This is a genomic window from Kribbella amoyensis (assembly GCF_007828865.1).
GTDB classification, from domain to species: Bacteria; Actinomycetota; Actinomycetes; order Propionibacteriales; family Kribbellaceae; genus Kribbella; species Kribbella amoyensis.
On record NZ_VIVK01000001.1, the window covers coordinates 228,130 to 241,656 of the forward strand.

Here is a 13,527-nt window from a genome sequence, read left to right on the forward strand (position 1 = left end):
TTCCTAGAAGAGGTGGTGCGCGGACCTTTCGTGGTCGAGCAGGGCCCGCTTCCGGCCGAGGCCGCCGCCGTAGCCGGTCAGGTCGCCGGTCGAGCCGATCACGCGGTGGCACGGGACGATGATGCTGATCGGGTTCTTGCCGTTGGCCAGGCCGACCGCGCGGGACGCGGTCGCCGGCCGGCCGAGGACGCGGGCCAACTCGCCGTACGTGGTGGTCTCGCCGTACGGGATGGTGGTGAGCGCGGCCCACACCTCCTGCTGGAACGGCGTCCCGGCCGCCTTGACCCGGACGTCGAACGTGGTGCGCTCCCCCGCGAAGTACTCCTTCAGCTGCTGGACCACGTCGGCCAGGATCGTGTCGTCGCGCTCGCCGAACGTCGCCGGCTCCGGGCGGTACCGGTGCTGCTCCATGTAGAGCCCGGTCAGCTCGCCCGCGTCGGTCCCGACCAGCGTGAGCTCGCCGATCGGGCTGCCGATCACGGCGTACGTCACGCGTCCGCCTCCCACTGTGCCTTGGTGATCCGGTAGAGCACGTGCCGCTCCAGCCGGTGCCCCTTCTCCAGCCGCGGGTGGTCGAAGTCGCCGGCCTCGTCGTGGCTCATCCCGATCCGCTGCATCACCCGCTGGGACGGCAGGTTCGTCGTCGCGGTGAACGACACGATCTCGGCCAGCCCGGCCGGCCCGAATCCGTACGCCAGCGCGGCCCGGGCCGCCTCGGTCGCATAACCGTTGCCCCAGGCATCCTTCGACAGGCGCCAGCCGATCTCGACGGCCGGCAGGAAGTGCGCCTCGAAGCTCGGCACCGCCAGCCCGGTGAACCCGATGAACCGGCCGGTGTCGCGGACCTCCAGCGCCCACAGACCGAACCCGCGTTCCGCATGGCCGGCGCTCACCCGGTCGATCAGCCCGTCGCTCTCGGCCCGGGTCATCCGGGCCGGGAAGTGTTCCATCACGGCCGGGTCCGCGTTCAGCGCCGCGAACGGCTCGCGGTCGGCCTCGGTCCAGCCACGCAGCAGCAGTCGGTCGGTGGTCAGCTCTGTGGTCATCTCACTCCGCGGGGATCGTGTTGATGGCGTGGTCCCCGGTCGCCCACAGGTACTGCACCGCGTACGCCCGCCAGGGTCGCCAGGCGCGCGCGTGCTCGATGAGGGGTTTGGGGGATTCGGGCAATCCTAGATCCCGGGCGGCGTACCGTACACCCAGATCGCTGGCCACGAAGGCGTCCGGGTCGCCGAGCGCGCGCATCGCGATCGACTCGACCGTCCACGGGCCGATCCCCGGCAACGCGGCGAGTTGCTCGCGCGCCTGGTCCCAGTCCGCGCCCGCGCCGAGGTCGATCTCGCCGGCCGCGAGGGTCGCGATCAGGGTGGTCAGCGTGGTCCGCCGGGACTTCGGGAAGGCGAGCGTCTCGGGATCCAGCCCGGCCAACGCGTCCATCCGCGGAAAGAGGTGGGTCAGCCCGCCACCCGGATCCTCCACCGGTTCGCCGTACGCCTGGACGAGCCGGCTCGCGTGGGTCCGGGCGGCGGCCGTGGACACCTGCTGCCCGAGCACCGCGCGGACCGCGAACTCGGCGCCGTCGACGGTCCGCGGGACCCGGCGGCCCGGTGCCTTCGCGATCAGCGGTGCGAGCACAGGGTCGGTCCGGAGCTGCTCGTCCACGGCGATCGGGTCCGCGTCCAGGTCGAGCATCCGGCGGCACCGGCTGATCGCGATCGCGAGGTCCCGCTGGTCGGTCAGCGACAACTGGCAGGCGATGTGGTCCGGCATCGGCTTGAGCGAGACCACGCCGTGGCCGTGCGGAAGCCGCAAAGTCCTGCGGTAGAAGCCGTTGTGCCACTCCTCGACACCCGGTACGCCGGTCGCGATCAGGTGGCCGAACAGGTTGTCCGGGGTCAACGGGGCGCGGAACGGCAGGCGGAGCGCGATGGTACCGGGCGCGGCCGGCGGCGCACCCCGTTTGGCGCGGCCCCGCAGCTCGGTCGGTGAGAGGGCGAAGACGTCCTGCACGGTCTCGTTGAAGGCCCGCACACTCGAGAACCCGGCCGCGAACGCCACGTCGGCCATCCGCAGCTCACTCGTCTCGATCAGCAGCCGCGCCGTCTGGGCCCGCTGCGCTCGCGCCAACGCCAGCGGACCGGCACCGAGCTCGGCGAGCAGCTGCCGCTGGACCTGACGCACGCTGTACCCGAGCTGGGTCGCGAGGCCGGGCACACCGTCGCGGTCGACCACGCCGTCGGCGATCAGGCGCATCGCCCGGGCGACCACGTCGGCCCGGTCGTTCCACTCCGGCGAACCCGGGCTGGCATCCGGCCGGCACCGCTTGCAGGCCCGGAACCCGGCCTGCTGGGCGGCCGCCGCGCTCGGGTAGAAGCGCATGTTCTCGACCTTCGGCGGCACCACCGGGCAACTCGGCCGGCAGTAGATCCGCGTGGTCAGGACCGCGGTGAAGAACCACCCGTCGAACCGCGCGTCCTTCGACTGCACCGCCCGCACACACCGCTCGACACATTCGTACACGTCGTCCAGCATCACCGGCCGCACCGACACTTTCCAGCGGATTTGCGACATCGCCCTGGCGGCGACGATCACTCCTCGGCGGATTCGCGACGCCAGGATCCGGGGTCGCATTTCCGCCAGCCGCGGCCCGTCGCCGGTTGCTGGACTGAGGATCCCAGATCGGACGAACGAAAGAGTGCGGAACACATGACTGAGTTGACCGGCAAGCTGGCTCTGGTGACCGGTGGCAGCCGTGGGATCGGCGCGGCCACGGCGGTCGCGCTGGCGGAGGCGGGCGCCGACGTGGCGCTGACGTACCAGCACGCGGCCGAGGACGCGGCGGCCGTGGTGAAGCGGATCGAGGCGGCCGGGCGGCGCGGATTCGCCTTCCAGGCCGACGCCGCGGACGCGACGGCGGTCGAGACCGTGGTGGGCCGGGCCGCCGACGCGCTCGGCGGGCTGGACATCCTGGTGAACAACGCCGGTGTCGGCGCGGCCGGGATGATCACCGACGTCACCACCGAGGACCTCGACCGGGTCCTGGCGATCAACGTGCGCGGCGCGTACGTCGCGGCCCGGGCGGCCGCGGCCCGGTTGTCCGACGGCGGCCGGGTGATCCACGTCGGCAGCACCATCGCCGAACGCAACGCGGGCCCGGGGATGACGCTGTACGGGATGAGCAAGGCCGCGATCGCCGGCCTCAGCAAGGGCCTGGCCCGGGACCTCGGACCGCGCGGCATCACCTCGAACGTCGTCCAGCCCGGCCCGGTGGACACCGCGATGAACCCGGCGGACGGCCCGTTCGCCGAGGCGCAGCGTGCGTTCCTCGCCACCGGCCGCTTCGGCACCCCCGACGAGATCGCCGCGGCCGTCCGGTACCTGGCGAGCCCGGCGGCCGGGTACGTCACCGGCGCCGAGCTGACCATCGACGGCGGCCACGCGGCCTGACCCACGTACGCAGCGGGGCCCACCTCTCCACGGTGGGCCCCGCTGCGTACGTCCAGATCACCGGGCACCAACCGTTGACACCTGCTCACGCGCGGGTGAGACTGCGGGAGGTTTTGAACGTTCAAACTCCCGGCTCCGGTGAGGAGGTCGCGGTGGCCACGTTGAAGCAGGTCGCGGCGCACGCGGACGTCTCGGTGCAGACCGTGTCGAACGCGCTGAACGCCCCGCACCGACTCCGGCCGGACACCCTGCGCCGGGTGAACCAGTCGATCGAGGCGCTGCACTACCGCCCCAACCGGAACGCCCGCAGCCTGCGGACCAGTGCCGTCGAACTGATCGGGTACTGCGTCCCGAGCCCGCCGAACGGCCAGGCGCACCTGGTGATGGACCAGTTCCTGCACGCCCTGTGCAGCGCGGCCGAGACGACCGGCCGGCACATCCTGCTGTTCACCGCGCCGACCGGGCTCGAGGGCATGCCGACGTACGAGGACCTGCTCGCGCGCCGCCTGGTCGACGGGTTCGTGCTGTCCCAGACGCAGACGCACGACCCGCGGCACGGCTGGCTCAAGGAGCAGCGGATCCCGTTCGTCTCGTTCGGCCGGGTCTGGAAGGAGACCAGCCAGCCCGGCCCGTTCGTCGACGTCGACGGCGCGGCCGGTTGCGCGGCGGCGACCCGGCACCTGTACGCGACCGGGCGACGGCGGATCGCCTTCCTCAGCTGGCCGAAGTCCTCGGGCCTCGCGGAGGACCGGATGGGCGGCTGGCGCCAGACCTGCAAGGAGCTCGGCCTGCCGACCACCGGCCTGGCCAAGCGCTGCCCCAAGGACAGTATCGAGGCCGGCGCCCGGGCGACCGCGGAGCTGCTCGACGCGGCCGAACCGGTGGACGGGATCGTTGCCGTCAGCGACGTTCTCGCGCTCGGCGTGCTCCGCGAACTCGGCGCGCGCGGGTACACCGCGGGCGTCGACGTCGGCGTCACCGGCTTCGACGACTCCCCGCTCGCCTCGGTCGTGTCCCCCGGCCTGACCAGCATCCGGCAGCCGATGGACGAGATCGCCGGCGCGCTCATCACCCTGCTCACCGGTCCCGCCGGCACCGGGACCGAACACCTGCTGCAGCCCGAACTGGTGATCAGGGGCAGCTCGGCTCCTGGCTGATCCGGTGCCCGTCGGCACCGCGAGAAGGAGGTACCCGTCATGACATCCCGCCCTGTCGGACGCACCACCGGCACGAGGGTGCGACCACCCGGCCGACTCCGAGCGGCCAAAGCAGGCCGGACCGGCGCGATCGGTCTGCTCGCCCTCTCCACCGTCCTGGCCGGCGCCGCCGCCACCGCCTCGGCCGACTCCAGCGAAACCACCGGTACCACCAGCACGGCGAACCTGGCGAACGCCCTGCAGACCGGTCCCGAACTGTCCGAGACCACTCGCCTGCAGGACCGGCGATCCCTGGTGGTCGGCGACCGCGCCTACGCGATGGGCGACGAGAGCGGCCTGTACCCCGCGACCGGCTGGCACATCCGCGGTGAGATGGGCGGCTTCTGGTCGCAGCCGATCAAGCTGCTCGACGGACTGTGGTTCGGCGTCGACGGCGCCTGGCTGGGCAAGCAGGTCCCCGCGGCCAAGTACACCAGCGGCCACGGGTACCAGCGCATCGACTACGGCGGCTCGCTCGGGATCCAGCGCACCGACTTCGTCCCCGACGGCCTCCGCGCGACCGTCGTCGGCCTCACCCTCACCTCGGCCACGGCGAAGACGGTGAGCCTCGACGTGGACGCGCACTCCGAACTGATGCCCTCGTACCCGTGGGGCTGGACCGCGCCGGGCGCCGCGCAGAACAACCTGGCCGACACCGGCTCGTACGCGGACGGCGCACTGGAGTTCCGCGACCAGGGCACTCCGCCGTTCCAGAACGCCGAGGCGCACGACTACACCGCGCTCGTCGGATCCTCCTTGCGACCGAAGAGCCACGCCCTCGGCCCGAACAACCGTGGCCCGCAGGACCCGGCCGTGATCTGCCCGGCCGACGGGACCGCGCCCGCCCGCTGCGACGACAGCACGTTCGGCAAGGGTACGGGCGGCCGGCTGACGTACAGCGTCGACCTGCGACCGGGTCAGGCCCGAACGATCTGGTTCGCCGTGGCCGGGTCGGACCAGAGCCGCGCCGAGGCCGCCCGCGAGTACCGCCGGGCCCTGGGCGACCCGGAGAAGTTGCTCAAGGCAAAGATCCGGGACCGGGCCGGGATCGCCGCGCGGTCGGTGGTCGACCTGCCGGGTGACCGGCTGCTGCAGCGAAGCGTCGAGTGGAGCAAGCAGAACCTCGCCGACTCCGTCCAGGAGGCCCGCGACCTGCGCATCCGAGACGTCAACGAGGGCAAGTCGTACCCGGCTCCGGCCGGCACCCTGGACGCGGCGCGCTGGTTCGGCGCCGGCTTCCCGGACTACCCGTGGCTGTTCGCCACCGACGGCGAGTACACCTCGTACGCCGCGGTCGCGGCCGGCCAGTTCGACACGGTGAAGGCGCATCTGCGGGCCCTGCGGGACGTGAGCGACCTGCTCAACGACCGCAGCGGCAAGGTCGCGCACGAGGTGGTCCCGACCGGTGACGTGTACTTCGGGTCGAACCAGAGCGCGGGCAACACCGACGAGACGGTGAAGTTCCCGAGCGCGGTCGCGCTGCTGTGGCGGTGGACCGGCGACGACCGGTTCCGCGACGAGATGTACGACTTCAGCGTCCGCAACCTGCGGTACGCCTATCGCGAGCTGGACGCCGACCAGGACGGCTGGCTCGAAGGCCTGGCGAACGTCGAGCGCAACGGCATGGGCTCGGAGAAGCTGGACAGCACGGTCTACCTGGCTCGCGGCCTCCGCGACCTGGCCGACCTCGCCGCGTCCAAGCGGGACCGGGCGACCGAGCAGTGGGCCACCGCGAAGGCGGCGGACCTGGAGCAGCGGTTCGAGGCGCAGTGGTGGGTCCCGCAGGCGCTCGGGTACGCCGACTCGATCGACGACCCCGACAACCCGGCCAACGACAACACGCCGATCTTCCAGCGGCACTGGACCGGGGTCACGCCGATGGAGGCGCAGCTCGCCCGCCCGGGCCGGCCGATGACGCCGCTGGCCTCGCCGGAACACGCCGAGCTCGCGCTCGACCAACGCGAGAAGTCCTGCTACACGGGCGAATTCGGCCTGTTCCACACCGGTACCGGGCCGACCTCGGACCCGGCCGGCAACCCCGGCGCGTCCTGCGACCCGGTCGTGTCGCAGGTGAAGAGCGAGCGGGCGATCTTCTCGCTGAACACCTCGATCATGGCCGTTGCTGAGGGCAACTTCGGGCGGCTGGGCAAGAAGCAGCAGCAGGTGTACACCACCGGCAACGCCCGGATCCAGCTCGACCCGAAGGTCTGGGAGACGCCGGGCGCGATGCCGGAGATCGCGCCGTCACCGGACGCCCCGGCGAACATCGACCGGCCGATGTACGACCGCTCGATGGCCTTGCAGGCGTGGGGCGCGTACGGCGTGCTCTGGCCGGTGATCACGCAGCAGCTGGGCGTCGCCCCGGAGCTCGGTCACGGCCGGCTCGCGATCGTGCCGCAGCTCCCGGAGGGCCAGCCGAAGGTGGCTGGTAGCAACATCCGGCTCGGCTCCGGTGCGGCTGATGTCTCGGCAAGCCTTGTAAACAAGGAACTTCGGACCGAGGTGACCGTCAAGGGCGTCGGCGCGAAGGTGACGGTCGGCGCGGTCCTGCCGACCGGGGCGAAGGTTGCCGCCGTGACCGTCAACGGCCGCACCGCTCGGTACGAGGTGGTGCAGACGACGCGGGGGACGGAGGTCCGGGTGGACGCTCGCGGGTCCTCGACCAGCTTGCGGATCACGCTGCGCTGACCGAGGACGCAGCAGAGCCGGCGTGCCAGGCCGGCGCACCAGGGCCGGTGTGACGGGACACCTCACACCGGCCCTGGCCTGTCCTGGGAAAGCTCCGGAAAACCCGGAAAGGACGGGAAAACGGTGAAGCCCCTCCGAGTATGAGTCGGAGGGGCCCCACCGCACAGCTGAAGGATAGTGACGTCTCCAGCCTCCCGAACGGGTCCGTGGGTTCGGCAGACCCCGTCACCGGTCTACCTCGGTGGGGATCCCCACCGCAAGGAACCTCGATGTCCGCACGACCCGCCGAATCGAAGAACCGGCGTGCCGCCCTTTCTATCGCCGTTGCCCGGGGCCGCACAACCCTTTCCCACCAGGAGATTCCGGCATTTCGCCACCTTCTGCGTGTCATCCACAGCAGGTGTCCGGCCGTCCACAGATCTGGCCCGAGTTATACACACCCCCTGTGCATAACGTCGCCCGCTCACTCCCAACGGAAGAAGCGCGCGGCGGCTGCTACACAAACGACTGTTGCGACGACGAGCGCGATCAGGTGCACCGGGTCGGGCCAGCCACCGGCCCACGAGTCCTGCAGGCCGCTCATCCCGGCGCCCATCGGGGTGACGTCGCGCAGCCAGCGCAACGACTCGGGCATCACGTCACCCGGCGTCCACACCCCGGCGAAGAACATGCTCGGGAAGAGCAGCAGGTTGCCGACGAGACTGGCCGTCTTCGCGGTCGGGACCAGGCCGGCGATCACCAGCCCGATCGCGAGCTGCGACACCGAGTACAGCGCGGCGGAGACGCCGAACTGCAGCGGCGAGCCGGGCAGTTCCGCGCCGAAGAGCAACGAACCGGCGCCGACGATCAGCACGATCACCAGAGCGGCCGCGACCAGGTGCAGCAGCAACTGGGCCATCAGCAGCTTGGCCGGACGGACCGGCGTGGTGGACAGCCGGCGCAGTACGCCCTTCTCCCGGTAGCCGGCCAGGATCATCGGCAGGGTCGCCAGGCCGAGCAGGGCGATCCCGATCCCGATCGCCATCGACGGCAGGAAGCCGGCCGGGATCCCCGCGTCGGCCCCGTCGTCCCCGCCGATCAGCGAGAACACCGACAGCAGGCCGAGCGGCAGCACGAAGACGAAGAACAGGCCGGGCCAGTCCCGCAGGAACAGCTTGGTCTCGATCCGGGTCAGGGCAAGGGTCTGGCTCATCACTGCGCTCCTTCGAAGTTCCGGCCGGCCAACGCGAGGAACGCGTCGTCCAAGGTGGTCCGCTCGGTCTGCAGGTCGATCGGGGCGAGCCCACGGCCCGCGAGTTCGGTGACGACGGCGACCAGGACGTCATCGTTGCCGGTGACAATGATGCGGTCCTGGTCCCGGCTGACGGTGTGCACCGCCGGGAGGGCGGTGAGCACGCTGTCGTCCGGCAGCTCGGCCGGCAGCCGGAAGCTCAGCCGCTGCTCCGACCGGGCCGCAGCGACCAGGCCCGCCGGGGTGTCGAGCGCGACCACTCGGCCGTTGTCGATGATCGCGATCCGGTCGCAGAGGTACTCGGCCTCCTCCATGAAGTGGGTGACCAGGACGATCGTCACGCCGGCGTCGCGGATCTGCCGGACCAGCTCCCAGGTGTCCCGGCGGGCCTGCGGGTCCAGGCCGGTGGTGAGTTCGTCGAGGATGGCCAGCCGCGGGTTGCCGATCAACGCGAGCGCGATCGACAGCCGCTGCTTCTGGCCACCGGACAGCTTGGCGAACGGGGTGTCCTTCACCTTGGTCAGCCCGAGCTGCTCGAGCAGGTCGGCCGGGTCCCGCGGCGCCGGGTAGAACGACGCGTACAGCCGCAGCGCCTCCAGTGGCCGGATCTTGTCCGGCAGCTCGCTGGCCTGGAGCTGGACGCCGATCAGCGAGGTGATCTCGGTCCGGCGCCGGTGCGGGTCCAGGCCGGCCACCCGGACGGTACCGCGGTCCGGCGTCCGGAGCCCGGCGATCGACTCGACGGTGGTGGTCTTGCCGGCGCCGTTCGGGCCGAGGATGCCGAAGATCTCTCCGGGCCGGACGGTCAGGCTGACGTCGTCGACGGCCACGGTGGCGCCGTACGCCTTGTGCAGGCTCTCGACGACGACCAGGTCGTTTTCGGGCATGGCGAAGCCTCCCTTGGTACTGGTGAGGGTGGAAGAAGCGAAGTCGGAGCGGGGTCAGCCCTTGGCCGGTTTGAGCCCCAGGGAACGAATCAACAGGTAGCCGGCCCACAGGCCGAGGGCGCTGACGACGAGGACGAGCGGCGCCCCGATCGCCAGCGGTGGACGCTGGTAGCCGGTGCCGGCGATCTCGTTGGCGAACCACTGCGCGGCCAGGACGAGCTCCGCGGTCACGGCCGGCAGGATGCAGAGCGGCAGCAACAAGATGCCCTTCCAGACCCCGAACCGGTAGAAGCAGATCCCGATCAGCCAGCCGGCCGCCTCGTGCGCGATGACCAGCAGGAAGAACTCCGTGAAGACGAGTCCGGACTGCGTGGGCCGGCTGAACAGGTGCGCGTTGGGCAGCGTCTGCGACCAGTCCTGCCAGCTGTAGACGACGTGCTCCAGCTGGTACATCAGCACCCAGAGCACCGCGGTACAGGCGGCCGCGCCGGTGAAGAAGATGGCAGCCGCCACCGCCACCATCCGCCGGGTCACGCCGTGCGCGATCAGCAGGCCGAAGAACGCCGGGACGAAGGTGATGCCGACGGCGGCGGAGAAGTACTTGGGCGACTGGGTGCCGTAGTCCCAGATGCTGGTGTCGCCGCCGGTGACGATCTTGACGACCGTCCCCGCGACCGCGAACGTCAGCACCATCACCACCCAGTAGCCGCCCAGCATCGGGGTCAGTCCGCGGACGATGAGCCGCAGGACCGCCTGCAGCCGGGCCGTCGCGGTGACCTGGTTCGGCAGCGTCGCGATGGTCGGCGCGGCCGTGGTGGCGGTGGTCATCGGGCTCCTCCCTGGGCCGGCGTGGTGAGATGGACGAACAGTTCCTGCAGACCGACCTGGCCGATCTCCAGGCCGGCCGAGCGTGCCTGGGCGAGCAGCGCGGCGTCCAGGTCGCCCAGCACGGTGGTGGACTTGGTCCCGCCGAGCCTCTGTTCGGCCAGCACGGTGAGTCCGGCGGTGAGCTCGTCGACAGCTCCGGCCGGGCCGACGATGGACGCACCGCGGCCGCGCAGGGTGTCCACCGGTGCCTGCGTGACCAGGCGGCCGCGATCCAGGATGACCACTTCCTCGAGCATCGCGCTGACCTCGCCGACCAGATGGGTGGACAGCAGGATCGTCCGCGGCACCTCGGCGTAGTCGGCGAGCAGGGCGTCGTAGAACAGCTCGCGCGACGGGACGTCCATGCCGAGGTAGCTCTCGTCGAAGATGGTCAACGGAGCCCGGCTGGCCAGGCCGAGCACGACCCCGAGAGCCGACTTCTTGCCCCGGGACAGCTTCTGCACCCGCTTGCCGAGCGGGAGCTCGAACCGGTCGACGAGCTCGCCGGCCAGGTCGGCGTCCCAGTACGGCCGCAGGCTCGCGGCCAGCCCCAGGACCTGCCGGACCTGGGCGGTGTCGCCCATGTCGCCGGACTCGCGGATCAGGCAGATCCGGCTCGTCACGACCGCGTCCTCGAACGGCGAGCGCGGGTCGCCGAGGTCGCCACCGGACAGCAGCACCTGGCCCGCGTCGGCCTGGCGGAAGCCGGCCAGGATCGCGGCCAGCGTGCTCTTGCCCGAGCCGTTGCGGCCCAGCAGCCCATGGATCTTGCCGGCCGCCAACCGCAGGTCGAGACCGTCCAGCGCCGTCTGATCGCCGAACCGCACGGTCAGGTTCTCGGTCCGCACCGCCAGCCCCGTCACTGTTCCTCCTTCTGGATGTGCTGGACGACGTCACGCAGCGGGACGCCGATCGCCTTGGCCTCCTGGATCATCGGATCCACCACCTCGGCGAAGAACGAGTCCCGCCGGCCGGTCCGGAGCAGGTCCCGCGCGTTCGGGCTGACGAACATGCCGATGCCACGCTTCTTGTAGAGCACGCCCTCATCGACCAGCTGGGCGAAGCCCTTGGCCGCGGTCGCGGGGTTGATCCGGTAGAACGCCGCGTACTGGTTCGTCGACATGACCTGTTCGTCCTCGGCGAGGGCACCCGTGACGATGTCGTTCTTGATCTGGTCCGCGATCTGGAGATAGATCGGGCTGCGATCGTCGAACACCGTGGGTCCCTCCTCGTCGGTTCGTTGGTTCGTAGGTTCATTACTTTACTAACGAACCGTAGCACCCGGACAGGCATGGCCGTCAACCCGGCCCACCAACGCGGGCCGGGTACGGCTGGTGCAGCGGGTGGTCAGCCGCCGGAAGAGGCGGCGGCGCTCTGGTGCTGGATCGCCTTGCGGAGTGCGGGAACGACGGGCCCGACCCGGACCGCGAGCTGGGCGAGCCGGTCCTTGTGCCGGGTGCGCTGGTCCTTCGACAGGATCGGCCGAAGGTCACCGGTGGCGGCGAGGACGGCGAGGGCCGCGTCGGCCAGGTCCACCCGGGTGACCAGCCGGGCCGGCCGCAGCGTGTCGGTCGCGGCCTGCAGCAACTGCCGCCGGAGCAACGGCTGCCGCACGGTGATCCGCTCGGCCGGGACCACCCCGTACCGCCGGTACGGCTCGACGCGGATCACCTGCGACCGGACGAGCTCGTCGCGGACGTCGCGGACCATCGCCCGCGGCCGGCGACCCACCCAGTACCCCCACTTCCGCGGCCCCGAGGCCCCGATGCCCTCGAGCACCCCCGCGAGCACCGGGTCGGCCGGGGTCGGACCGGTCTTGACGGCAACGCGGCCGTTGTCGTCGACCAGGTGACCGGAGAACTGCAGGTCCACCAGCGCGGCAGCCCGCAGGACCAGGCCGAGCCGGGAACCACCGGCCAGGCGGCCGGTGGTGGGGTCACAGGCGAGCAGGTACAGCCGGGCCGGTACCGAGGCCGGCGCAGTTCGTTTGCCAAGAGCAACTTTCGGGGCTGCGCGGAGCGTCATGTCTCCTCCTTGGGCGGGCGGCCCGGGCCACGCATCTTGCCGACGTTGCCGGGCAACCGGCCCGCGTCGGCGAGAGCTCGCCGGAGCAGGAACTCGATCTGGGCGTTGGTGCTGCGCAGGTCGTCCGCCGCCCAGCGGGCGATCGCGTCGTGCACCACGGGATCCAGCCGGAGCAGGATCTTCTTGCGTTCGGTGGCCACCGGAAAGCCTTACTGGTAAAGGGAACCGGTGTTCACCACGGGCTGCGCGTCCCGGTCGCCGCACAGCACCACCATCAGGTTGCTGACCATGGTGGCCTTCCGCTCCTCGTCCAGCTCGACCACCTGGTGCTCGGACAGCCGGTCCAGCGCCAACTCGACCATGCCGACCGCGCCTTCGACGATCCGCTGCCGGGCCGCGACGACCGCACCGGCCTGCTGGCGGCGCAGCATCGCCTGGGCGATCTCCGGTGCGTAGGCGAGGTGGGTGATCCGCGACTCGATCACCCGGACCCCGGCCGCCTGGACGCGGGCGCCGATCTCGACCGACAGCGTCTCGGTGATCTCGTCGGTGCTGTCCCGCAACGACAGTCCGCCCTCGTCGGAGTGCACGTCGTAGGGGTAGGAGTTGGCGATGTGCCGGACCGCGGTCTCGGTCTGGATCGCGACGAACTCGACGAAGTCATCCACCTCGAACATCGCCTGCGCGGTGTCCTCGACCTGCCAGACCACCACCGCGGCGATCTCGATCGGGTTGCCGTCGGCATCGTTCACCTTGGCGACGGTGGTCTCGTGGTTGCGGATCCGGGTGGAGATCTCCTTGCGGTCGGTGATCGGGTTCACCCAGCGCAGCCCGTCGGTGCGGATCGTTCCCGCGTACCGGCCGAGCACCTGCAGCACCCGGGCCCGGCCCGGCGCGACCGGGGTCAGGCCGACCGCGACGATCAGCCCGGCAAGGAAGGCGACCGCCGCGACGACCATCAGGGCCACCTGGTCCTGGCCGAGCCCGACGACGAACAGCACCACGGCCAGTACCACCAGGACGAAGGCGAGGCCCAGCATCGGCCAGCCGTTCAGGTCCCCGGCCGGCCGCTCGGTCACCTTCGGCTTGGGCACGTCCACCATCACGTCCGTGTTCGCGCTCATCGCGATCTCCTTCCGAGGTCGATACCTCGAAAGTAGCATAGTGATATCAGTTTTAGGAAGCG

At 71.0% G+C, this 13,527-nt stretch carries 14 protein-coding genes; 3 read left to right on the forward strand and 11 right to left on the reverse strand.

From position 1 onward, the window contains the following. Positions 1 to 3 precede the first annotated feature (3 nt). Genes FB561_RS01135 through FB561_RS01145 form a run of 3 tightly spaced genes read right to left on the reverse strand, consistent with a single transcriptional unit; the run spans position 4 to position 2,550 of the window. On the reverse strand, positions 4 to 492 hold the full coding sequence (locus FB561_RS01135) for a methylated-DNA--[protein]-cysteine S-methyltransferase (RefSeq protein ID WP_145802070.1): 489 nt from the start codon (positions 490 to 492) through the stop codon (positions 4 to 6). Continuing rightward, a complete protein-coding gene (locus FB561_RS01140; protein ID WP_145802072.1) occupies positions 489 to 1,046 on the reverse strand; it encodes a GNAT family N-acetyltransferase in 558 nt (185 codons plus the stop codon). Before FB561_RS01140 ends, FB561_RS01135 begins: the two co-directional genes overlap by 4 nt. 1 nt (position 1,047) lies before the next feature. Continuing rightward, positions 1,048 to 2,550, reverse strand: a complete 1,503-nt coding sequence (locus FB561_RS01145) for an AlkA N-terminal domain-containing protein (protein WP_272952524.1) — start codon at positions 2,548 to 2,550, stop codon at positions 1,048 to 1,050. Between the two features lie 156 nt (positions 2,551 to 2,706). Here FB561_RS01145 and FB561_RS01150 point away from each other — a divergent pair, with 156 nt between their 5' ends. From FB561_RS01150 to FB561_RS01160, 3 genes are all read left to right on the forward strand, one after another. Next, a complete protein-coding gene (locus FB561_RS01150) occupies positions 2,707 to 3,447 on the forward strand; it encodes an SDR family NAD(P)-dependent oxidoreductase (RefSeq protein ID WP_145802074.1) in 741 nt (246 codons plus the stop codon). Between the two features lie 152 nt (positions 3,448 to 3,599). Next, the gene (locus FB561_RS01155; protein ID WP_145802076.1) at positions 3,600 to 4,604 is read left to right on the forward strand and encodes a LacI family DNA-binding transcriptional regulator; all 1,005 of its coding nucleotides are present in this window, start codon (positions 3,600 to 3,602) and stop codon (positions 4,602 to 4,604) included. Positions 4,605 to 4,643: 39 nt separating this feature from the next. After that, positions 4,644 to 7,331, forward strand: a complete 2,688-nt coding sequence (locus tag FB561_RS01160; protein ID WP_238334599.1) for a glucosidase family protein — start codon at positions 4,644 to 4,646, stop codon at positions 7,329 to 7,331. A gap of 463 nt (positions 7,332 to 7,794) precedes the next feature. On the opposite strand, the gene FB561_RS01165 is transcribed toward FB561_RS01160, so the two are convergent. The 8 genes from FB561_RS01165 to FB561_RS01200 all read right to left on the reverse strand — a co-directional run bounded on the left by FB561_RS01165 (position 7,795) and on the right by FB561_RS01200 (position 13,465). Next, positions 7,795 to 8,523, reverse strand: coding sequence for an ABC transporter permease (locus tag FB561_RS01165; protein WP_145802078.1), 729 nt, complete (start codon positions 8,521 to 8,523; stop codon positions 7,795 to 7,797). After that, positions 8,523 to 9,449: an ABC transporter ATP-binding protein gene (locus FB561_RS01170; protein WP_145802081.1), complete on the reverse strand. Its 927-nt coding sequence runs from the start codon at positions 9,447 to 9,449 to the stop codon at positions 8,523 to 8,525. Before FB561_RS01170 ends, FB561_RS01165 begins: the two co-directional genes overlap by 1 nt. A 54-nt stretch (positions 9,450 to 9,503) precedes the next feature. Further along, complete coding sequence (locus tag FB561_RS01175; protein ID WP_145802083.1) at positions 9,504 to 10,277, reverse strand: hypothetical protein; 774 nt, start codon at positions 10,275 to 10,277, stop codon at positions 9,504 to 9,506. Then, entirely contained in the window at positions 10,274 to 11,179 is a 906-nt protein-coding gene (locus FB561_RS01180; RefSeq protein ID WP_145802085.1) for an ATP-binding cassette domain-containing protein, read from the reverse strand. Before FB561_RS01180 ends, FB561_RS01175 begins: the two co-directional genes overlap by 4 nt. Further along, complete coding sequence (locus tag FB561_RS01185; protein ID WP_145802087.1) at positions 11,176 to 11,532, reverse strand: GntR family transcriptional regulator; 357 nt, start codon at positions 11,530 to 11,532, stop codon at positions 11,176 to 11,178. The genes FB561_RS01180 and FB561_RS01185 overlap by 4 nt, the downstream gene beginning before the upstream one ends. 131 nt (positions 11,533 to 11,663) lie before the next feature. Next, positions 11,664 to 12,341, reverse strand: coding sequence for a GOLPH3/VPS74 family protein (locus tag FB561_RS01190; RefSeq protein WP_145802089.1), 678 nt, complete (start codon positions 12,339 to 12,341; stop codon positions 11,664 to 11,666). Then, the gene (locus FB561_RS01195; RefSeq protein WP_145802091.1) at positions 12,338 to 12,541 is read right to left on the reverse strand and encodes a type II toxin-antitoxin system antitoxin; all 204 of its coding nucleotides are present in this window, start codon (positions 12,539 to 12,541) and stop codon (positions 12,338 to 12,340) included. The genes FB561_RS01190 and FB561_RS01195 overlap by 4 nt, the downstream gene beginning before the upstream one ends. 9 nt (positions 12,542 to 12,550) lie before the next feature. Next, positions 12,551 to 13,465, reverse strand: a complete 915-nt coding sequence (locus tag FB561_RS01200; protein ID WP_145802093.1) for an SPFH domain-containing protein — start codon at positions 13,463 to 13,465, stop codon at positions 12,551 to 12,553. Positions 13,466 to 13,527: the final 62 nt, after the last annotated feature.